The 21,293-nt window shown below is 43.9% G+C and carries 18 protein-coding genes; 16 read left to right on the top strand and 2 right to left on the bottom strand.

Annotated features, from left to right (window positions below; genetic code table 11):
* The first annotated feature begins 20 nt into the window (after positions 1 to 20).
* From psdR to psdB, 4 genes are all read left to right on the top strand, one after another.
* Positions 21 to 734, top strand: coding sequence for a two-component system response regulator PsdR (psdR, locus tag NSU05_RS17535; RefSeq protein WP_003244535.1), 714 nt, complete (start codon positions 21 to 23; stop codon positions 732 to 734).
* On the top strand, positions 728 to 1,798 hold the full coding sequence (gene psdS / locus NSU05_RS17530) for a two-component sensor histidine kinase PsdS (protein ID WP_038429708.1): 1,071 nt from the start codon (positions 728 to 730) through the stop codon (positions 1,796 to 1,798). The genes psdR and psdS overlap by 7 nt, the downstream gene beginning before the upstream one ends.
* A gap of 82 nt (positions 1,799 to 1,880) precedes the next feature.
* On the top strand, positions 1,881 to 2,660 hold the full coding sequence (psdA, locus tag NSU05_RS17525; protein ID WP_003228167.1) for a lantibiotic ABC transporter ATP-binding protein PsdA: 780 nt from the start codon (positions 1,881 to 1,883) through the stop codon (positions 2,658 to 2,660).
* Positions 2,635 to 4,575, top strand: a complete 1,941-nt coding sequence (psdB, locus tag NSU05_RS17520) for a lantibiotic ABC transporter permease PsdB (protein ID WP_038429706.1) — start codon at positions 2,635 to 2,637, stop codon at positions 4,573 to 4,575. The genes psdA and psdB overlap by 26 nt, the downstream gene beginning before the upstream one ends.
* A gap of 37 nt (positions 4,576 to 4,612) precedes the next feature.
* Here psdB and NSU05_RS17515 read toward each other — a convergent pair whose 3' ends face one another.
* The gene (locus NSU05_RS17515) at positions 4,613 to 5,590 is read right to left on the bottom strand and encodes a D-glycerate dehydrogenase (RefSeq protein ID WP_015251153.1); all 978 of its coding nucleotides are present in this window, start codon (positions 5,588 to 5,590) and stop codon (positions 4,613 to 4,615) included.
* Between the two features lie 382 nt (positions 5,591 to 5,972).
* Between NSU05_RS17515 and NSU05_RS17510 the strand changes: the two genes are divergently transcribed.
* Positions 5,973 to 6,566: a carbonic anhydrase gene (locus tag NSU05_RS17510; protein WP_082200977.1), complete on the top strand. Its 594-nt coding sequence runs from the start codon at positions 5,973 to 5,975 to the stop codon at positions 6,564 to 6,566.
* An 18-nt stretch (positions 6,567 to 6,584) separates the two neighbouring features.
* The gene (locus tag NSU05_RS17505; RefSeq protein WP_038429702.1) at positions 6,585 to 8,177 is read left to right on the top strand and encodes a SulP family inorganic anion transporter; all 1,593 of its coding nucleotides are present in this window, start codon (positions 6,585 to 6,587) and stop codon (positions 8,175 to 8,177) included.
* A gap of 26 nt (positions 8,178 to 8,203) precedes the next feature.
* Here NSU05_RS17505 and NSU05_RS17500 read toward each other — a convergent pair whose 3' ends face one another.
* Positions 8,204 to 8,524: a MazG-like family protein gene (locus NSU05_RS17500; RefSeq protein WP_003242570.1), complete on the bottom strand. Its 321-nt coding sequence runs from the start codon at positions 8,522 to 8,524 to the stop codon at positions 8,204 to 8,206.
* A 116-nt stretch (positions 8,525 to 8,640) separates the two neighbouring features.
* Here NSU05_RS17500 and NSU05_RS17495 point away from each other — a divergent pair, with 116 nt between their 5' ends.
* The 10 genes from NSU05_RS17495 to pgmB all read left to right on the top strand — a co-directional run bounded on the left by NSU05_RS17495 (position 8,641) and on the right by pgmB (position 21,278).
* Complete coding sequence (locus tag NSU05_RS17495) at positions 8,641 to 9,216, top strand: TIGR00730 family Rossman fold protein (protein ID WP_003228180.1); 576 nt, start codon at positions 8,641 to 8,643, stop codon at positions 9,214 to 9,216.
* A gap of 205 nt (positions 9,217 to 9,421) precedes the next feature.
* Positions 9,422 to 10,372: a LacI family DNA-binding transcriptional regulator gene (locus tag NSU05_RS17490; protein ID WP_029318349.1), complete on the top strand. Its 951-nt coding sequence runs from the start codon at positions 9,422 to 9,424 to the stop codon at positions 10,370 to 10,372.
* A gap of 112 nt (positions 10,373 to 10,484) precedes the next feature.
* Positions 10,485 to 12,254 (top strand): maltogenic alpha-amylase, encoded by a 1,770-nt coding sequence (gene mdxD / locus NSU05_RS17485; RefSeq protein ID WP_038429699.1) that lies wholly within the window; start codon positions 10,485 to 10,487, stop codon positions 12,252 to 12,254.
* Positions 12,255 to 12,350: 96 nt separating this feature from the next.
* Positions 12,351 to 13,604 carry a maltodextrin ABC transporter substrate-binding protein MdxE gene (gene mdxE / locus NSU05_RS17480; RefSeq protein ID WP_038429697.1) on the top strand — a complete coding sequence of 418 codons (1,254 nt, stop codon included), beginning with the start codon at positions 12,351 to 12,353 and terminating at the stop codon, positions 13,602 to 13,604.
* A gap of 40 nt (positions 13,605 to 13,644) precedes the next feature.
* Positions 13,645 to 14,952, top strand: coding sequence for a maltodextrin ABC transporter permease MdxF (mdxF, locus tag NSU05_RS17475; protein ID WP_038429695.1), 1,308 nt, complete (start codon positions 13,645 to 13,647; stop codon positions 14,950 to 14,952).
* Positions 14,953 to 15,789, top strand: coding sequence for a maltodextrin ABC transporter permease MdxG (gene mdxG / locus NSU05_RS17470; RefSeq protein WP_038429693.1), 837 nt, complete (start codon positions 14,953 to 14,955; stop codon positions 15,787 to 15,789).
* 4 nt (positions 15,790 to 15,793) lie between these two features.
* Positions 15,794 to 16,678, top strand: coding sequence for a DUF1189 family protein (locus tag NSU05_RS17465; RefSeq protein WP_038429691.1), 885 nt, complete (start codon positions 15,794 to 15,796; stop codon positions 16,676 to 16,678).
* Positions 16,656 to 18,929, top strand: coding sequence for a maltose phosphorylase (gene mdxK / locus NSU05_RS17460; RefSeq protein WP_038429690.1), 2,274 nt, complete (start codon positions 16,656 to 16,658; stop codon positions 18,927 to 18,929). The genes NSU05_RS17465 and mdxK overlap by 23 nt, the downstream gene beginning before the upstream one ends.
* A complete protein-coding gene (gene malL / locus NSU05_RS17455) occupies positions 18,922 to 20,607 on the top strand; it encodes an oligo-1,6-glucosidase (RefSeq protein WP_038429689.1) in 1,686 nt (561 codons plus the stop codon). Before mdxK ends, malL begins: the two co-directional genes overlap by 8 nt.
* Complete coding sequence (gene pgmB / locus NSU05_RS17450; protein ID WP_038429687.1) at positions 20,604 to 21,278, top strand: beta-phosphoglucomutase; 675 nt, start codon at positions 20,604 to 20,606, stop codon at positions 21,276 to 21,278. Before malL ends, pgmB begins: the two co-directional genes overlap by 4 nt.
* Positions 21,279 to 21,293: the final 15 nt, after the last annotated feature.

The following is a 21,293-nucleotide window of genomic DNA, read 5'->3' as shown; positions in this document are numbered from 1 at the left end:
TACATATAAGGGGGATCAACGTGTATCGGATTTTGCTTGTGGAAGATGATGAGCGGATTGCTTCTTTGCTGGGCGGTCATCTTCAAAAATACGGATATGAAGTGAAAATTGCTGAACAGCTGAATGATATAAAATTGGAATTTGCAGAAATGAAGCCTGATCTTGTGCTGCTTGATATCAACCTGCCTTTTTTTGACGGGTTTTATTGGTGCAGGCAAATCCGTACCATTTCCAATGCGCCGATTATCTTTATATCGGCACGGACCGATGAGCTGAATCAGGTAATGGCGATTGAAAATGGCGGCGATGATTATATCACAAAACCGTTCCATTTAGAGGTAGTGATGGCCAAAATCAAAAGCGTCCTGCGCCGCACATATGGTGAATACTCGCCCTCTTTGCCGCAGGAATCTAGAATAGTGGAGCTTGGCGGGCTGACGATTTATCCTGATCAAAATGAGGCCGAATGGAACAGCGTCCGTATTCTGTTTTCCCAAAAAGAATTTCAGCTTCTCTCTATTTTTGTGAGGGAGCATAAAAAAATTGTCTCTCGTGATGAACTATTGGAGGCGTTATGGGATGACGTTGATTTTGTCGATGACAATACGTTAACGGTCAATGTCAACCGGCTGCGGAGAAAACTGGAGAATGCAGGACTGACAGATTGCATTTCCACAATCAGAGGACAAGGCTATCAATTTCAAGTCAATCGGAAGGATGAAGCGGAGTGTTAAAGACTTATCTCATCGACCGCTTAGCCATTATTCTATTTTCATTATTAGGGATAGGGTCCGCCATGCTGATTGCGTATTTAAGCATTGTAGAGAGCGGCGCAGAACCTTCCAAAGAAAATATGATGTACATATGGATTTTGCCCGGTACTCTTTTAGCCGCAGGTTTTGCTGTTGATTATGTTCGGCAAATTTCCTTTCTCACATATGTTAAAAAGCTTGCAGAACAAGCCTCTTCTTCGAATGACATCGGACAGTCTTTGAAAGCCAGAAAGCCAAGAACAGGAGAGCAAGTGCTTTGGACGAAGATGATCAACGCACTCGGGCAGCAATACGAAAGCAGGCTCTCACAATATATCAATCAGCAAAAACAGCATTATACCTTCACCAACCAATGGGTCCACCATATGAAAACACCGGTATCCGTCATATCCTTAATGATTCAGGAAGGAAAAAACGGAACTTCATCCTCTTTTCCGACGTTTTTAGAGGAGCTGGAGGATGAGAATGAGAGATTTCGCCACGGTCTTGATATGATGCTGCAAACGGCCCGGCTGGAGGAATTTGCATTTGATGTAAAGCCGCAAACCTTTGATTTGACAGAAATGGTTCGTTCACTGATCAATCAGGAAAAACGTCAGTTTATTAAACGGCGCCTTTTTCCAACATTACATGTGCCGCCAAATGCCGTTCAGATTTCCAGTGATCAAAAGTGGCTTTCCTTTGTTGTCGAGCAAATCCTTTTCAACGCCTTAAAATATTCAAAGCAAGGTGTGGGAGACCCTATTACAATCCGGATTGAAACACAGGGACATGAGACGCGCTTGTCGGTTGCCGACGAAGGAATCGGTATACCGCCGCAGGATCTGCCGCGGATTTTTGACGCGTTTTTTACCGGAGAAAACGGACGAACCATGAAAGAGGCAACTGGAATGGGCCTTTATTTGGCAAAACAGGTGTGCAGCCGTCTCGGCCATAAACTGTATGCGGAATCAAAAGAAGGGGCTGGCACTGTGATGACCATCGTGTTTTCAAGTGACACCCTCGTGAATGTGACAGCATTGTAAGGTTGGGGAGCGGAATTGCAAGAAAGTTCGATGGGAGGATGCTGACTTCCTTTTTATAATAAAGAAAAAGGAGGAGCAGAACATGAACGTGTTGCAAACAACGAACCTATCGAAAACGTACTATTCAAATAAAGGAACAATATCATACCAAGCGCTCAGCGCCTTTGATCTCAGTGTGTCAAAAGGGGAATTTGTCGGGATTATGGGGCCGTCGGGAAGCGGAAAAACCACGCTTTTGAATTTGCTGGCTACCATTGATAAGCCGACCCAGGGCGAGATGATGATCAACGGCATTCAGCCGAAAACGTTAAAGGACCAAGAGCTGGCTTTGTTTCGCAGAAGAGAACTCGGCTTCGTCTTTCAGGATTTTAATCTGCTTGATACGCTGACGATTCGTGAAAATATTCTCTTGCCGCTCGCATTGGATAAGGTAAAGCTGAGAGAAATGGAAGCCCGATTGGATGAACTGGCGGATACGCTGCAAATCAAGCATATTCTCGATCACCGCACATATGAGGTGTCGGGCGGACAGCAGCAGCGGGCAGCCTGTGCCAGAGCGATTATTCACAATCCGGCGCTCATTCTTGCTGATGAACCGACAGGAAACCTCGACTCAAAATCGGCAAAGCAAGTGATGAACACACTGGCTCAGCTGAATGAGGAAAAGGAAGCGACGATTCTGTTGGTTACGCATGATGCCACAGCAGCAAGTTTCTGTAAACGAATTGTTTTTATTAAAGACGGACGTTTCTTTTCAGAGATTCACAGAGGAACAAACAGGCAGGTGTTTTATCAAAGTATATTGGATACCTTGAGTGTGTTGGGAGGCGATTTTCATGAATTTGAGAACTATCGCCCGTAAAAACATTCTTGGGAATCTGCAACGGTATGTGGCCTACTTTTTAAGCTGTGTGTTTGCCGTTTCGGTGTTTTTTGTCTTCACATCATTTATTTTTCATCCTGATGTCAATGAAGACAATATATATGGCGGAAGCCTTGTCAAAACATGCTTGAGCGCAGCTCTTGTCGTCATCATTGTGTTTTGTATATTTTTCATCACATATTCCAATTCAGCGTTTTTGCAGGCAAGAAAGAAAGAGTTTGGGCTGCTGACACTGTTTGGCACATCAAAGCAGCAGCTTCGCAAGATGATTTATTATGAGCAGTCACTTATTTCTCTTGCGGCGATTGCGGCCGGCATTGGAGCAGGCCTGTTATTTTCAAAACTGTTTTTTATGATTATGACATGGATGCTCAGCGTGAAGGTGCCGATTTCGTTTGCCATTGTGCCGAAAGCGTTTGTGATGACAATTGCCGGCTTTCTCATCCTGTTTCAGACGCTGCTCATTTTATCACTGGGACGGATTCGGAAGCTGGAAATCATTGAACTGATTAAATCGGCCAAAAAGCCGAAAAGTTTGCCGGTTTATTCGAAATGGCTCACTGTATTGTCTTTGCTATGTCTTGGCAGTGGTTATTATCTATCTGCAACAGCCAATGCCATTGACATGATGTTTCGGGTATTTCCAATTTTGATTTTAGTGTTAGTTGGCACGTATTTCTTTTTTACACAAAGCAGTGTGGCGTTTTTCCGCATGCTGTACCGAAAGAAACACAGCTTCTACAAAGGCACGAATATCATTGTGCGTTCCAACATGATATTCAGGCTGAAGGATCATGCACGCATGCTGTTTTTAACCTCTGTCATTACAGCGGTCATACTAACAGCTACAGGTGTCATCTATATGTTTTATTCCGATTTACAAAGGCAGGAGGAGCAAAGCATTCCTCAGTCTGTTTCCTGGGTGGAAAAGGATGCTTCCCGCTTTCAGGTCATGAAGCCTGAGACAGCTGAGAATACATTGAAAAAAGCTCATGCTGTTATCAAGTATAAGGTGGATGCCACAGGGATTCCTGTCACTTTTCAGTCAGACTTGCCGTATGGAAATAAGAAGATGGAAGCGGAAGCTTTGCTGATTTCAGAAAAAGTCTATAATCAAGTCGCAAAGGAAAAAGGGTTCCCAGTTATTCATTTACAAGAAAATGAAGCATTTATTAATGTTTCTTTTCAAATGATGGTGAAAGACACATTTGGAGAAGGGGAAACAGCAGCATTTCATATGAAGTCAGGAAAAACCCTTTCCTACGTCATAAAAAAGCAGCAAAACAAAGGGATATTGATGTCTGTCGATGGAGTCAGCCGTTTATTGGTTGTCAGCGAAAAGAGCTTTGACAGTCTGTCACAGGATGTGCCGCTGAAGGAACAGATGAGAATGGTAGGTTATGAGCTTGAGCATTGGCAGGAGACGGTGGATGTCTCTGAAAAGCTTGAAAACATGGTGCCGAAAGAACATACATCTGATTTTCAAACACGTGCTCCTAGTTATCAAATTGTGAAGCAGGGAGTTGCATTAATGCTGTTTATTGGTCTGTTTGTCAGCGTGCTGTTTTTTATCGTGCAAGGAAGCATGCTGTATTTGCGGATGTTTACGGAAATAGAAGATACGAGAGTGCAGGTGTTAGCCTTAAAAAGGATAGGGGTTACGGACAAAGAGATTCACTCGATCCTTGGAAAGCAAATAGGATTTTTATTCTTCATCCCATTTATCGCAGGTACGATTCACGCGGGCTTTGCGTATGCAGCGTTAAGTAATATGCTGAATTCCAATTTATTTCTTGAGGCCGTAATTGTCATCTTCATTTATTTTGTATTCCAGGCTGTTTATTATATCGTCACCCGCCATATTTATAAGCGTGCTGTTCTTCAGCGTATGTAATATGAAATCCGGTCTGTTATCAGACCGGATTTTTGATTTATTGAAATTCTCTTGTGAGATTTTTCGGTGTTTGCCCTTGGATCGCTGCGAGCATATTTTCGGCAGCCTGTTTGCACATGTTGAAGCGCACTTTAGCTGTTGCTGAACCGATATGAGGAAGCAGCGTGACATTATCCAGCTGCAGGAGCGGATTATCTTGGGTGACAGGCTCTTTTTCGTATACATCTAAGCCGGCTCCCCTGATCCAGCCTTCCTGAAGAGCGCGAATCAGTGCTTTCTCATCAACTGTCTTTCCCCGGGAAATATTGACGAAAATTGCTGAATCCTTCATCAACTTAAATTCGCGTTCTCCTATCATGTGATAGGTTTCATCAGTCAGCGGCGTAATGAGAAGAATAAAATCAGATTGCTCCAGCAATGTATCAAGCTCTGCATACTTAACGCCGATGCTGTCTTCTGTTTCTTGTTTGCGATGTCGGTTATGATAAAGCACTTCCATATCAAAACCAAATTTGGCGCGTCTCGCTGCTTGTTCTCCAATTCTGCCCATGCCGATAATGCCTAACGTTTGATGATGAACATCAATTCCGAAAAGCGCTTCCTCTTCCACGGTTCCCCATTTTCCTGCTCTGACAAAACGGTCCAGTTCGGCAACACGTCTGGCGGAAGACAGAATCAGTGAAAAAGCCAGATCTGCAACTGTGTCATCCAGTGTATAAGGTGTATGAGTCCCGACGACTCCTCTTTCTTTCATTGCTTCTATATCGAAGTTATCGTAGCCTACTGATTGGTTGCTGACCACTTTGAGCTTAGGCGCGTGTTCCAGCAACTCACGATTGATTGACGGCCCGGACGTCCCTGATGTTAAAAGTCCCTCCGCTTCTTTTAATTTTTCAAATAGCACGTCACTCGGAAGCGTATCCTCCTGCCATACTTCATAACGGCAATGTTCACCGATGAATGCTTCAATCTCTTCAGGAATCGGTTTTGTGATAAATACAAATGGTTTCAACAAGGCTCCCCCTTTATGGCTGTTGTCTATTTCATTATATCGAAAATAAATAGGTGTTAAAAATATAGCTGCGTTTTTTTAGTTTCTGGTTCTTTTGAACTTAAAATGAAGATCGAACAGCTATATCTGCTTAAAAAAGTTTTTTAATTATCAGAATTCACCCATATTTTTTGTCAGACAAATCATCAATATGCGAGCTGCAGCCGGATTATAGGATTCATTAAATATAAATTTTATTATCTTTGAAAGATATAAATGTTTATGTTTTGATTCTACAGTCCAATTATAGTGTCTTTTTTTGAAAGCCTTTTCTTGGCTTATTCCTATGCTATAATTCCTTACTGTAAGCTGGGTAAGAAGGCTTGCAAAATCATATGGATGGGAGATGAATCAAATGGTTTCTTTAACATCAATTTTGGAACACAATCAGCGGTTTGTCAGTGAGAAGAAGTATGAACCGTACAAAACGACAAAGTTTCCTTCGAAAAAGCTCGTCATTGTCACCTGTATGGATACAAGGCTTACAGAACTTCTTCCGCAAGCAATGGGGCTTAAAAACGGTGATGCTAAAATTGTAAAAAACGCGGGAGCCATCGTTTCTCACCCATTTGGAAGCGTGATGCGAAGCATACTGGTCGCGATTTATGAATTGCAGGCTGAAGAGGTATGCATTGTTGGCCATCATGAATGCGGAATGTCAGGGCTGAATGCGTCCTCGATTCTTGAGAAAGCAAAGGAACGCGGGGTGGAGGATAGCTGCCTGAATTTGCTGACGAGCGCCGGACTTGATTTGAAAACGTGGCTGACTGGTTTTAACAGCGTGGAAGAAAGCGTTTCCCACAGTGTGAACATGATTAAGAACCATCCGCTGCTTCCGAAAAAAGTGCCGGTTCACGGGCTTATCATTCACCCTGAAACAGGAAAACTTGATGTGGTCATTAACGGTTATGAAACTGAGCTGATAAACAATCACTCATAAGGGAGGTTATAACAAAATATGCGATTCTCAGGGAGATTCAAGGGATATAATTTACAGAAATTTCAGAAAGACTTAATTGCAGGTATCGTAGTAGGTGTCGTGGCAATTCCTTTAGGAATGGCGTTTGCCATTGCCTCGGGAGTCGAGCCCGAATACGGGCTGTACACTGTGGTTATAGCGGGGATTTGTATCTCTTTGTTCGGGGGATCTAAATATCAAATTGGCGGTCCGACAGGCGCCTTTGTCCCGATACTGTTCGGCATTATCATGCAGTACGGATTAGAGAATCTGCTGATCGCAGGGTTTATGGCAGGGGTAATGCTGGTACTGTTTGGGCTGTTTAAGCTCGGAAAAATAATGAAATTCGTGCCTAAACCCGTTATCGTCGGTTTTACAGCCGGAATTGCCGTGCTGATCTTTACGGAACAAATCGCTAATTTTCTCGGATTGAGAAATGTTGAAAAACATGAGAACTTTCACCACAACATGTTTGAAATTGTACAGCAGCTCGGCACCTTTAACGTGTATGCCATTTTGACAGCTGTGATCGGGCTCGTCATTTTGCTTGTATCCGCCAAGGTGATGCCTAAAGTGCCGGGCGCTTTGTTGGCGCTTCTTATTTCCACAGTGGTCGCGGTTGTCTTTTTCCCTGACCGCATGGCAACGATTGGGTCAACTTATGGAGAAATCCCCCGCCATTTGCCTGAATTTCAGTTTCCTGAGCTTACTTTGGATAAAATGGTTATGCTGTTTCCGGCTGCGCTTGTCATCGCGCTTCTTGGAGGACTTGAGTCGATTTTGTCCGCAATGGTCGCTGATAACATGAAGGGCTCAAAGCATGACAGCAACAAGGAGCTTGTCGGCCAGGGGATTGCGAATATGGCAGCGCCCCTGTTTGGCGGAATCCCGGCTACAGGAGCGATTGCGAGAACGGCGACCAATATAAAAAACGGAGCGGTTTCCCCAGTTTCCGGCGTCGTTCACGGCGTAGTCGTTCTCCTTGTCCTGCTTGTATTTGCGCCTTATGCGGCCCATGTGCCGCTCGCCAGTATGGCACCGATTCTCATGGTGGTCGCATGGAATATGAGTGAGCGCAAGGAAGTCGCAAACATGCTGAGACTGAAAAATGCTGATTCCTTTATTTTGGCGGCGACCTTCGCCCTTACGGTTCTTTTTGACTTAATCATCGGTGTGGCAACCGGATTGCTGCTTGCATTCGTGTTCTTTATCAGAAGAATGAGCGAAGCGACCCGCATTCACAATCAGGAAACGCATCCTGTTCTGGCGAAGAGAGAAGATCCATCTGTCAGCATGTATGCCATAGAAGGGCCGCTGTTTTTCGGATCAATTGATTCCCTTGAATCGTCATTGCTGGAGCATGTACAGAAAAAACCGAAAACCCTTATTCTGCTCATGAATAAGGTGCACTATATGGATACGTCAGCTGAAGCGGTGCTTGGGAACATTATGAATCGAATTAAACGCCACAATGGAAAGCTGATGATTGTAGGATTGCAATCGCAGCCGAAGGAGCTGCTGCATAAAACAGGCCTTTTTCACAAAATAGGAAAGCAGCATTTCTTTGATCACCATGATGAAATCACAGGTTAAAAAAAGCGGCCATCGCGGCCGCTTTTTTATGCATGCTCAAATCGTTTTGTCAGTTTTTCTTGGTGGGCCTTCATGACGTCTTCTAAAGAGACACCATACATATCAGCAAGAATGGCGATATTTCCGATGACATCTCCCATTTCTTCAATCAATTCTTGTTTTTGCTCAGCGCGTGACGATTCTTTCTCATCCGGCCGGTCTCTGCCGATTTCATACGCCCTGACAGCCCGGGCCAGTTCTCCGGCTTCCTCCATTAAAAAGCCGACGCGAATAAAAGGTCCGTATTCTGTCCAGCCTCTTTTTTCGTAAAACTCTTTCATCCATTTTTCTGCATCAGCCAGCTGCAACCTCATCACTCCTGCATTCTTTATGTATTTCATATTGATATTATCACATGAAGATGGGACAATATATAGTGTGTTTTTGAAAGTTTAACACGATATATAGATGCGGAGATGACAAGATGAAAACCATTTGTGTATTTGCGGGATCAAACCCTGGGGGAAATGAAGCGTATAAAAGAAAAGCGGCAGAGCTTGGCGTGTATATGGCTGAGCAGGGAATCGGCCTTGTCTATGGGGGCTCCCGCGTCGGCTTGATGGGCACGATTGCTGACGCGATTATGGAAAACGGCGGAACTGCAATCGGGGTCATGCCGAGCGGTTTATTCAGCGGGGAGGTTGTCCATCAAAACCTGACTGAGCTGATTGAAGTAAACGGGATGCATGAACGAAAGGCTAAAATGAGCGAGCTGGCGGACGGCTTTATCTCGATGCCGGGCGGCTTCGGTACATATGAAGAATTATTTGAAGTGCTGTGCTGGGCACAGATCGGCATCCACCAAAAGCCAATCGGACTGTACAATGTAAACGGATATTTTGAACCAATGATGAAAATGGTGAAATACAGCATTCAAGAAGGGTTTTCTAACGAATCACACCTAAAACTGATTCACAGCTCGTCACGGCCGGATGAGTTAATTGAGCAAATGCAAAATTATTCTTATCCGATTTTAGAAAAAAAGTGGACAGAAATTTAAAAAAGAGACTTTCTCATGGAAGTGGAGAGAATGAGTCTGCCACCTAGCGTATGAATCCATGAAAAATCGAGTGTTTTTAACAAAGTGAGGTTTCCTTAAGGGAAATCTCTTTTTTATTTCTCTTTTGCCTGCATCGTATATTTAACAGTAATAGAGGACTTTATCACTAGTTTGGATAATAAGCACAGATAAGGAGGGGATGAAAATGGCAACATTGTCAGATGTGGCGAAAAAAGCAAATGTTTCGAAAATGACGGTATCACGAGTGATCAATCACCCTGAGACGGTGACAGATGAATTGAAAAAGCTTGTTCATTCTGCGATGAAAGAGCTGAATTACATCCCTAATTATGCGGCGAGAGCGCTCGTGCAAAACAGAACACAGGTTGTGAAACTATTGATACTTGAGGAAATGGATACGACAGAACCATATTACATGAACCTGCTGACAGGAATCAGCAGGGAGCTGGATCGCAATCACTATGCTCTCCAGCTTGTAACAAGAAATTCTCTTAATATTGGCCAATGTGACGGCATTATTGCCACCGGCTTGAGAAAGAACGATTTTGAAGGTGTAATAAAAGCGTTTGAGAAGCCGCTTGTCGTATTTGGACAAAATGAAATGGGCTATGACTTTATCGATGTGAATAACGAGAAAGGCACTTTTATGGCAACCCGCCATGTTATGGGGCTGGGGGAGCGGGAAGTTGTCTTTTTTGGCATTGATTTAGATGAGCCTTTCGAACGTGCAAGAGAACAGGGGTATATACGGGCGATGAATAAAAGCTTTAAAAAATCGAATATGTTTCGGATCGACAACAGTTCTAAGAAAAGTGAAGGCCTTGCAAGAGAACTGCTGAAATCCATGGACAATCAAGCCGCATTTGTCTGCGCATCTGATCGAATCGCGCTCGGCGTCATTCGTGCGGCGCAATCCCTTGGAAAGAGAATTCCGGAAGACGTTGCGGTTACCGGGAATGACGGTGTGTTTCTTGATCGCATCTCCTCGCCGCGCTTGACTACGGTCAGACAGCCTGTTGTTGAAATGGGGGAAGCCTGTGCGAAAATGTTGCTGAAAAAAATGAATGAAGACGGTGCTGCACAAGGAAGTCTATTTTTTGAACCAGAGTTAATTGTACGAGAATCAACGCTGTAAGCGCCGTATTCTGTTATCGGTAACAGGGTGAAAAGGATTGTTCCCACAATTTCATCATGATACTTTCAAACTATGAGCCGGCTTCAATAAAACGGAAATCAAAGGGGGAAACATGATGGAATATGCAGCGATTCACCACCAGCCATTCAGCACAGATGCTTATTCTTATGATGGGCGGACTGTGCATATCAAGATTCGGACGAAAAAAGGTGATGCAGATCACATTCGATTCATTTGGGGTGATCCCTATGAGTACAACGACGCCAAGTGGTCGGCAAACGAGCAGCCGATGAGAAAAATTGCTGCTACAGAAATGCATGACTATTGGTTTGCTGAAGTGGTGCCGCCATTTAGGCGTTTACAATATGCGTTTGTTGTAACAGACGATCATGAAGACATCTTTTTCGGAAGTTCGGGTGTATGCCCTTATAACGAAAAAACACTGGAAACGATTCATTATTACTTTAAATTTCCGTTTGTTCACGAGGCTGATACATTTCAAGCGCCTGAATGGGTCAAGTCAACGGTTTGGTATCAAATTTTTCCGGAGCGTTTTGCAAATGGAAGAGAAGACTTGTCACCGAAGAATGCATTGCCGTGGGGGAGCAAGGACCCGGGCGTCAATGATTTTTTTGGAGGGGATTTACAAGGAATTGTTGACAAGCTTGATTATTTAGAGGATTTAGGGGTGAACGGCATTTATCTGACACCGATCTTTTCCGCGCCTTCTAATCATAAATACGACACGCTGGATTACTTTTCTATTGATCCGCATTTCGGGGATCCTGAGCTTTTTCGTACATTGGTCAGCCAGCTGCATCAGCGGGGGATGAGAATTATGCTTGATGCGGTTTTTAACCATATAGGAAGCGCGTCTCCGCAATGGCAGGATGTCGTCAAAAACGGAGCTCGATCCCGCTATAAAGACTGGTTCCATATTCACTCTTTTCCCGTCACAGGCGACAATTATGACAGGTTTGCTTTTACAGCTGATATGCCGAAGCTAAACACGGCTAATCCCGAAGTGCAGAAATATTTGCTTGATATTGCTTTGTACTGGATTCGCGAATTTGACATTGACGGCTGGCGTTTGGATGTCGCAAATGAAGTGGATCACGTGTTTTGGAAGACATTCAGGCAGGCTGTATCTACTGAAAAGCCTGACGTTTATATTTTAGGTGAGATCTGGCATTCTGCCGAACCCTGGCTTAGAGGGGATGAATTTCATGCGGCGATGAATTACCCTTTTACAGAGCCTATGATTGAATATTTTGCTGACCGGACGATCCCAGCCTCACGTATGGCCTACCGTGTCAATGCACATTTGATGAATGGAATGAAGCAGGCCAATGAGGTGATGTTTAATTTACTGGATAGCCATGATACAAAGCGCCTTTTGACCAGGTGCCGCAATGATGAGAAGAAAGCACGCGCGTTGCTGGCCTTTATGTTTGCCCAGACAGGCTCACCATGCATTTATTACGGAACGGAAATCGGGCTGGACGGCGAAAATGATCCATTATGCCGGAAATGTATGGTTTGGGAAAAGGAGAAGCAAAACCAAGACATGCTGCAATTTATGAAACGGTTAATTGCTTTACGCAAGCAGGAAAACACTTTATTGACTGAAGGACATCTTGAGTGGAATCTGCTGGACGACAAAAATGATTTCATTAGCTTTTCGCGGACTCTTGATGAAAAAATACTGATTTATTTCTTTAATCAAGGGAATGTGGTTCAACACGTCAGTTTACGAGAGTTGAATATTGATAGGAATAAGAAAATCTGTGATGCATGGACAGAGCAGCCGCTTCATCATCACGATGTCATTACCGTTCAGCCGGGAGAATTTTTGATTTTGAGTGCTGCCGCCCCTGTATAACATTCTGTTATCGGTAACAAATCAAAAGTTGTTGTAACCGCTTTCTATAGGACAATACAATTGTTATAGTTTCGTAAATAGAAGGGGGAAAAAGAGATGGTTCTTTTAAAAAAGGGGTTCGCCATATTGGCGGCATCATTCCTGGCAATCGGCCTTGCCGCCTGCTCAAGTTCAAAAAATCCAGCAAGCGCTGATGGCAAAAAGGTGCTGACTGTGTCTGTCGAAGAAACGTATAAAGAATACATTGAAAGCATAAAAACAAGGTTCGAAAAAGAGAATGATGTCACAGTAAAAATTGTTGAAAAGCAAATGTTCGAACAGTTGGAGGCGCTTCCTCTTGATGGCCCGGCGGGTAATGCGCCTGATGTTATGCTTGCTGCATATGACCGGATCGGCGGTTTGGGACAGCAAGGACATTTGCTTGACATTAAGCCATCTCATACAAAAAGCTTTGGTGATAAAGAAATGCAGCAGGTGACAGTTGACGGCAAAGTGTACGGAATGCCGCTAGTCATTGAGACACTTATTTTGTATTACAACAAAGATCTTTTAAAAACAGCGCCAAAAACATTTAAAGACCTTGAAAAGTTAACGGAAGATCCTCGATTCGCGTTTGCTTCGGAAAAAGGAAAATCAACCGGATTTTTAGCAAAATGGACTGACTTTTATATGTCGTACGGCTTATTGGCTGGATACGGCGGATATGTGTTTGGAAAAAACGGCACAGATTCCGGGGACATCGGCCTGAACAATAAAGGAGCTGTAGAAGCGGTGAAATATGCGGAGAAATGGTTTGAAACATATTGGCCGAAAGGAATGCAAGACAATTCAAGCGCAGACGACTTTATTCAGCAGATGTTTTTAGAAGGCAAAGCGGCTGCGATCATTGGCGGTCCTTGGTCAGCTGCCAATTATAAAGAGGCTAAATTGAACTACGGAGCGGCTCCCATTCCGACATTGCCCAATGGAGAAGAATATGCCCCTTTTGCGGGTGGGAAGGGCTGGGTAGCTTCAAAATATACAAAAGAGCCCGAGCTGGCTGAAAAATGGCTTGAGTATGCTGCAAATGATGCCAATGCTTACGCTTTTTATGAGGATACAAACGAAGTTCCGGCCAACACGGCTGCAAGGAAGAAAGCCGATGAGCAAAAGAATGAACTGACGTCAGCTGTGATTAAACAATATGAAACAGCAACGCCGACTCCAAATATTCCGGAAATGGCTGAAGTATGGACAGGAGCGGAAAGTTTAATTTTTGATGCAGCTTCAGGAAAAAAATCGACACAAACATCAGCGAATGATGCTGTAAACGTCATAAAGGAAAATATTAAAGAAAAGTATGTGAAATAAAACGGCGGGATAGCGTCCGGAAGAATAGAGGGCGGAAAAAATGAATAAACATCACACACTTGCAAAGCAAAAACGAAAGGCAGGGCTTTTATCGATCATTCCAGGACTTGGGCAGATTAAGAATCAGCAATTGTCAAAGGGGCTCTTATTTCTTGCCATCACAGGCTTGTTTGCTTTTGAATTATGCGTTTTCGGTATACAGGCGCTAACCGGATTGATGACATTGGGAAGTGTTCCCGGTGAAGATCACTCGCTGTTTATGCTGATTGAAGGCACGCTGCAATTGATCGTGACGGTGATTTTCCTCATGTTCTATATCTTTAATATCCATGATTCGCGTAAGACCGCTGCTATGAAAGCGGCGGGTTTGGAAGTCAATACAACAGCCAAGGATATGATCTGTCATGCGGGCGATAAAGGGTTTCCATATCTATTTACACTTCCGGCATATATCATGATGGTGTTTGTGATTATTTTTCCGGTTTTGGTGACTCTGTTTGTTGCATTAACAAACTATGATTTTTATCATATTCCGCCTAATCGTCTGATTGACTGGGTCGGGTTTAAAAATTTCTTAAATATTTTTTTCCTTGGCTCCTATCGTGAAACATTTGTGAATGTACTGGGCTGGACGGTTATCTGGACAATCTGTGCAACAACGCTGCAAATCATTTTAGGTATTGTGACGGCACTTTTCGTCAATCAGGATTTTATAAAAGGCAAGCGGATATTTCGAATGATTTTCTTATTTCCATGGGCTGTTCCGGCGTTTATTACAATCATGAGTTTTTCCAACATGTTTAACGACAGCATAGGAGCGGTGAATGCACAGGTGATTCCACTATTCAATCACCTGCCGTTTGTTGAGCTGCCTGCGATCGCGTGGAAGACTGATCCTTTCTGGACAAAGACAGCCCTCATTATGATTCAGACGTGGCTCGGCTTTCCATATATTTATGTCATGGTAACGGGAGTGCTTCAGGCGATTCCAGGTGAATTGTATGAAGCGGCAAAGATTGACGGGGCCACTTTTATTCAGCGTTTTCGGCATATTACATTCCCGATGATTTTATTTGCCACAGCACCCGTGATGATTACTCAGTATACGTTTAATTTCAATAATTTCTCGATCATCTATTTATTTAATGAGGGAGGGCCAGGCAGTGCGGGAGCCGGGGCCGGATCGACCGATATCTTAATTTCGTGGATTTATAAACTGACAACAGGCACATCACCCCAATATTCCGTTGCGGCGGCTGTGACACTGTTAATTTCTTTCATTGTCATTGGAATTTCACTGATTGCTTTCAAAAAATCGAATGCTTTTGGCAATGAGGAGGTTATGTAGGTGAACGCGAGCACTGCCAGAATGCTTAATAAAATCTGTACGTATTTCTTTTTGACGCTTTTAAGTATTGTCATTATCTATCCGTTGCTGATTACGGCATCATCAGCCTTCCGTGTGGGGAATTCGGCGGCTTTTCAGCTCGATTTTTCGGGTCCTTGGACATTGGATCATTTTAAGCGGCTATTTGACGAAACGCTTTATCTCAATTGGTACAGCAATACACTTGTCATCGCGCTATCGGTCATGGTTTTGCAGGTTACGATTGTGACACTTGCCGGGTACTCGTACAGCCGTTATCGGTTTGCAGGCAGAAAAAAGAGCCTGATATTCTTTTTAATCATTCAAATGGTGCCGACAATGGCGGCGCTGACTGCTTTTTATGTCTTGGCGATGCTAATAGGCGCACTCGATCAATACTGGTTTTTAACAGCGATCTATATCGGCGGCGGAATTCCGATGAACACGTGGCTGATGAAAGGTTATTTTGATACTGTGCCGAGAGAAATTGATGAAGCCGCGCGAATTGACGGAGCGGGACATCTGAGGATTTTCGCTTCAATTGTTCTGCCGCTTGTTAAGCCAATGCTCGCGGTACAAGCGCTTTGGGCGTTTATGGCACCGTTTGGCGACTATTTGCTGGCGAAATTTCTGCTTCGCTCACCGGAAAGGCTGACCATCGCTGTAGGATTACAATCCTTTATTTCTAATCCGCAGCAGCAAAAAGTAGCTCTATTTGCGGCCGGTGCCATACTAGCCGCACTGCCGATATGCGTCTTATTCTTTTTTCTCCAAAAGAACTTTGTGTCCGGATTGACAGCCGGCGGAACAAAGGGGTAATTCAATGAAGAATCTGGAGAATAAAAGCTTTATCATCCGCTGCCTGAAGGCGGCTGCATCCCCATCAGGTGTTTGCCGCTACGGGAATACCTTCAGCTGGCTGCAGCTCTCTTTTCTCTTTCTGTTTTTAACGGCCTGCTTAATGGCGCCGTTAGCGGTTTCGTTTGTGAAAATGGATCGCTTCAGCGTTGCATCTATTATGCCGTCAGCGATTCAAGGGGTTAATGATCAATTTGCTGATCAATTGCAGGGTTTTCAAATCAGGAACGGAAAACTAACAGGCGGGAAGAGCTCTGAGAGGATTGAAGATGGGCAGAATGTGATGGCAGTCGATATGAAGCATGAATATGAGACAAGCGGTGAAAATGGGCGATTGAAAGTAACTGGATTTGAAAACGCCGTCATATTTCAACCTGATCAACTGGTGATCACCGATCAAAACGAAACGGGGTTTTCTGTTGGCTATGCGAAAATGGACGTTAAGCTCGAGAAACCAAACGTCCATGATGTAGAGGTTTTGATCGATACATTGTGGTTGGCACAGTATAAGCCGATGATCATGATGCTGGCATATACGGTGGTTTCTATGATCCAGCTTTTGTTAACGTTTGTTCTTGCCGGAGGCCTCTGGATCACAAAAAGATCAAACATGGTCTCTATTGCATCATTCAAGGAAGCGGCCTCTATAGCGATTTGCGCATCAGCACTGCCGGCATTTGCGGCAGCTGCTATCGGCATGGTTCATTTTGATTTGATTACTGTATTGATGATCCATTCGTGTGGCGTTACTTTGATGATCTCTTTTGCATTTAGATATTTAACCAAAACCCGCCGTGATAATGGAAACTTACATTCGGGAGGAAATGATGATAAATCAGCGGTTATTTGAGATTGATGAATGGAAAATCAAAACAAATACATTTAATAAGGAGCATACACGTCTGCTGGAAAGCCTGACGTCTCTTGCCAATGGCTATATGGGGGTCAGAGGGAATTTTGAAGAAGGCTATTCAGGCGACAGTCACCAAGGCACATATATTGCAGGCGTGTGGTTCCCCGACAAAACGCGAGTAGGCTGGTGGAAAAACGGGTATCCAGAATATTTCGGAAAAGTGATCAATGCGATGAACTTTATGGGCATAGGCCTATATGTTGACGGTGAAAAAATCGATCTCCATCAAAACCCAATCGAATCATTTGAGGTAGAACTCAATATGAAAGAGGGGATTCTGCGGCGAAGCGCTGTTGTCCGCATTCAAGATAAATCCGTCAGAATCAGCTCGGAGCGATTTCTTAGCCTTGCTGTAAAAGAACTCTGTGCGATTCATTATGAAGCGGAGTGCCTGACGGGAGATGCTGTCATTACGCTTGTTCCTTACCTGGATGGAAATGTGGCAAATGAAGATTCTAACTACCAAGAACAGTTTTGGCAGGAGGAAGCGAAAGGTGCTGATTCTCACAGCGGCCATTTAGCGGCAAAAACAATCGAAAATCCATTTGGAACACCGCGCTTCACGGTTTTAGCCGCAATGGCAAACGAGACGGAGGGTTTTGTCCATGAAAGCTTTAAAACGACTGAAATGTATGTCGAGAATCGCTACAGCTACCAAACGAAGGCATCTTTGAAAAAGTTTGTGATTGTCACGACTTCACGTGATTTTCGTGAGGAAGAGCTTTTATCAAAAGCCAAGGAGCTTTTGGCGGATGTGGTTGAGTACGGCTATGAAAAAGCAAAACGGAGGCACACTGATCGATGGAAGGAAAGATGGGCAAAAGCGGACATTGAGATTAAAGGAGATGAGGAGCTTCAACAAGGAATCCGCTACAATATCTTTCAGTTATTCTCGACATATTACGGGGGCGATGCCCGTTTGAATATCGGGCCGAAAGGATTTACTGGCGAGAAATATGGAGGTGCCGCATATTGGGATACTGAGGCGTACGCCGTTCCGATGTATTTGGCGACAGCCGAGCCGGAGGTGACGAAAAACCTGCTTTTGTATCGCTATCATCAGTTGGAGGCTGCCAAACGAAACGCTGCAAAATTGGGGATGAAGGGGGCACTTTATCCGATGGTGACGTTCACCGGTGATGAATGCCACAACGAATGGGAAATCACCTTTGAAGAAATTCACCGCAATGGCGCGATCTGTTATGCGATCTACAATTATATCAATTATACAGGCGACCGAGACTATATGGAAGAATACGGGATAGACGTACTTATGGCAGTCAGCAGATTTTGGGCCGACCGTGTTCACTTCTCGAAACGAAAAAATAAGTATATGATCCATGGCGTCACAGGGCCGAATGAATACGAAAACAACGTTAACAACAATTGGTATACGAATGTCATTGCGGCTTGGACGTTGGAGTATACTCTACAAAGTCTCGAAAGTATCTCAGCGGAGAAACGCCGCCATCTGGATGTGCAGGAAGAAGAATTGAAAGTCTGGAGAGAAATCATCCAGCACATGTACTATCCGTATAGTGAAGAACTGCAAATTTTCGTTCAGCATGACACGTTCTTGGACAAAGATCTGCAAGCAGTTGATGAATTAGATCCAGCGGAGCGGCCTCTTTATCAGAAATGGTCATGGGACAAGATTCTCCGCTCCAATTTTATTAAGCAGGCAGATGTTCTCCAAGGCATTTATCTTTTTAATGACCGTTTTACAATGGAAGAAAAACGGCGGAATTTTGAATTTTATGAACCGATGACTGTTCATGAATCAAGCCTATCGCCCTCTGTCCATGCGATTCTCGCAGCCGAACTCAAGCTGGAAAAGAAAGCGCTCGAATTATATAAGCGCACAGCAAGGCTTGATCTTGATAATTACAATCATGATACGGAAGAAGGCTTGCATATTACTTCAATGACGGGTAGCTGGCTGACAATCGTTCATGGCTTTGCAGGCATGCGCACCGCGAATGAGATGCTGTCATTTGCTCCGTTTTTGCCGAAAGAATGGGACGAATATTCATTCAACATCAATTATCGAAACCGATTAATCAATGTGACGGTTGACGAAAAGCGCGTTATTTTTGAGCTTGTAAAAGGCGAGCCGCTGCACATGAACGTTTATGAGGAACCAGTTGTCCTACAGGGACGATGTGAAAGGAGAACGCCTAATGAGTGAATGGTGGAAAGAAGCTGTCGTTTATCAAATTTACCCGCGCAGTTTTTATGATGCCAATGGAGATGGATTCGGGGATTTGCAAGGTGTGATTCAAAAGCTGGATTACATCAAAAATCTCGGGGCGGATGTCATCTGGCTCTCCCCGGTATTTGATTCCCCGCAGGATGACAACGGATATGATATCAGCGATTACAAAAACATGTACGAAAAGTTTGGGACAAATGAAGATATGTTTCAGCTGATTGATGAAGCCCATAAACGCGGAATGAAAATCGTCATGGATTTGGTCGTGAACCACACATCAGATGAGCATGCTTGGTTTGCTGAAAGCCGCAAGTCGAAGGACAATCCTTACCGGGATTATTATTTTTGGAAAGATCCTAAACCGGACGGCTCAGAGCCGAATAATTGGGGATCGATCTTTTCAGGCTCAGCGTGGACATACGATGAAGGAACAGGGCAGTATTATTTGCACTACTTTTCGAAAAAACAGCCTGATTTAAATTGGGAAAACGAAGCCGTTCGCCGGGAAGTTTATGATGTAATGAGATTCTGGATGGATAGAGGCGTTGACGGCTGGCGGATGGATGTGATCGGCTCTATTTCTAAATACACCGATTTTCCGGACTACGAAACGGATCACAGCCGCAGCTATATTGTCGGCCGTTATCACTCTAACGGCCCCCGTCTTCATGAGTTTATTCAAGAGATGAACAGGGAAGTGCTTTCTCATTACGACTGCATGACAGTCGGAGAGGCAAACGGCTCTGATATTGAAGAGGCGAAAAAGTACACAGATGCAAGCAGGCAAGAGCTGAATATGATCTTTACATTTGAACATATGGATATTGATACAGAACAAAACTCGCCAAATGGGAAATGGCAGATCAAGCCGTTTGATTTGATTGCTTTAAAAAAGACGATGACAAGGTGGCAGACCGGGTTAATGAATGTCGGCTGGAATACCCTTTATTTTGAGAACCATGACCAGCCGAGGGTTATTTCCCGCTGGGGCAATGACGGGAAGCTGCGTAAGGAATGTGCGAAGGCATTTGCAACGGTTCTGCACGGCATGAAAGGAACGCCGTTTATTTACCAGGGAGAAGAAATCGGCATGGTCAACAGCGATATGCCGCTGGAGATGTATGATGATCTTGAAATAAAGAATGCATATCGTGAACTAGTCGTCGAAAACAAAACGATGTCAGAAAAAGAGTTTGTCAAAGCCGTGATGATAAAAGGAAGGGATCATGCGAGAACACCGATGCAGTGGGATGCCGGAAAACATGCGGGATTCACAGCCGGAGACCCGTGGATATCGGTAAATTCCCGCTATCAAGATATCAATGTGAAAGAGTCCTTGAAAGATCAAGATTCGATTTTCTTTTACTATCAGAAGCTCATTCAATTACGAAAGCAATATAAGATTATGATATATGGCGATTATCAGTTGTTGCAGGAGAATGATCCGCAGGTCTTTTCTTACCTTCGAGAATATCAAGGGGAAAAGCTTCTTGTCGTTGTGAATTTATCGGAAGAAAAGGCTCTGTTCGAAGCGCCTCCAGAACTGATTCAAGAACGTTGGAAAGTGCTGATTTCAAACTATCCGCAGGAGTGGGCTGACTTAAAGAGTATTAGCCTCAAACCTTATGAAGCTGTGATGGGCATTAGTATATGAAAGCGGTCATTTTTGATTTAGACGGAGTGATAACAGATACTGCTGAATATCATTTTCTCGCTTGGAAGCACATCGCAGAACAAATCGATATCCCTTTTGACAGAGACATGAATGAAAGGCTAAAAGGAATCAGCAGAGAAGAGTCACTTGAAAGCATATTGATCTTTGGCGGGGCGGAAACAAAGTATACAAATGCGGAGAAACAAGAGCTTATGCATCGGAAAAATCGCGATTATCAAATGCTGATCAGCAAATTGACGCCGGAAGATCTTTTACCGGGGATTGGCAGGCTTCTATGTCAATTGAAAAACGAAAATATAAAAATCGGGTTAGCATCTTCAAGTCGCAATGCCCCTGAGATTTTAAAGCGTTTGGAGATCATTGATGATTTTCATGCCATTGTTGACCCGACCGCTCTCGTGAATGGGAAACCTGATCCTGACATCTTTTTAACAGCTGCAGCGATGCTCGATGTTTCCCCTGCTGATTGCGCGGCAATAGAAGACGCAGAAGCAGGCATTTCTGCAATCAAATCTGCGGGGATGTTTGCGGTTGGTGTCGGTCAAGGACAGCCGATGCTTGGTGCTGATCTGGTTGTGAGGCAGACGAATGATTTGACGCTTGAGCTGTTACATGAGGAATGGGAGCAGTATAGAATAAAAAGTGTTTAAGGGAGTCAATTCCTT

It is taken from the genome of Bacillus sp. EU52 (assembly GCF_037964975.1).
GTDB lineage: Bacteria > Bacillota > Bacilli > Bacillales > Bacillaceae > Bacillus > Bacillus subtilis.
This window is presented reverse-complemented; position numbering and strand designations above follow the sequence as displayed.

Excerpts from the sequence above, each read along its gene's own strand:
- malL (WP_038429689.1), top strand. The coding sequence starts at position 18,922 with ATGAGTGAATGGTGGAAAGAAGCTGTCGTTTATCAAATTTACCCGCGC.
- NSU05_RS17505 (WP_038429702.1), top strand. The coding sequence starts at position 6,585 with ATGCGATTCTCAGGGAGATTCAAGGGATATAATTTACAGAAATTTCAG.
- NSU05_RS17465 (WP_038429691.1), top strand. The coding sequence starts at position 15,794 with ATGAAGAATCTGGAGAATAAAAGCTTTATCATCCGCTGCCTGAAGGCG.
- mdxE (WP_038429697.1), top strand. The coding sequence starts at position 12,351 with ATGGTTCTTTTAAAAAAGGGGTTCGCCATATTGGCGGCATCATTCCTG.
- mdxF (WP_038429695.1), top strand. The coding sequence starts at position 13,645 with ATGAATAAACATCACACACTTGCAAAGCAAAAACGAAAGGCAGGGCTT.
- NSU05_RS17495 (WP_003228180.1), top strand. The coding sequence starts at position 8,641 with ATGAAAACCATTTGTGTATTTGCGGGATCAAACCCTGGGGGAAATGAA.
- pgmB (WP_038429687.1), top strand. The coding sequence starts at position 20,604 with ATGAAAGCGGTCATTTTTGATTTAGACGGAGTGATAACAGATACTGCT.
- mdxD (WP_038429699.1), top strand. The coding sequence starts at position 10,485 with ATGATGGAATATGCAGCGATTCACCACCAGCCATTCAGCACAGATGCT.
- mdxK (WP_038429690.1), top strand. The coding sequence starts at position 16,656 with ATGATAAATCAGCGGTTATTTGAGATTGATGAATGGAAAATCAAAACA.
- psdA (WP_003228167.1), top strand. The coding sequence starts at position 1,881 with ATGAACGTGTTGCAAACAACGAACCTATCGAAAACGTACTATTCAAAT.
- NSU05_RS17510 (WP_082200977.1), top strand. The coding sequence starts at position 5,973 with ATGAATCAAATGGTTTCTTTAACATCAATTTTGGAACACAATCAGCGG.
- psdB (WP_038429706.1), top strand. The coding sequence starts at position 2,635 with ATGAATTTGAGAACTATCGCCCGTAAAAACATTCTTGGGAATCTGCAA.
- NSU05_RS17490 (WP_029318349.1), top strand. The coding sequence starts at position 9,422 with ATGGCAACATTGTCAGATGTGGCGAAAAAAGCAAATGTTTCGAAAATG.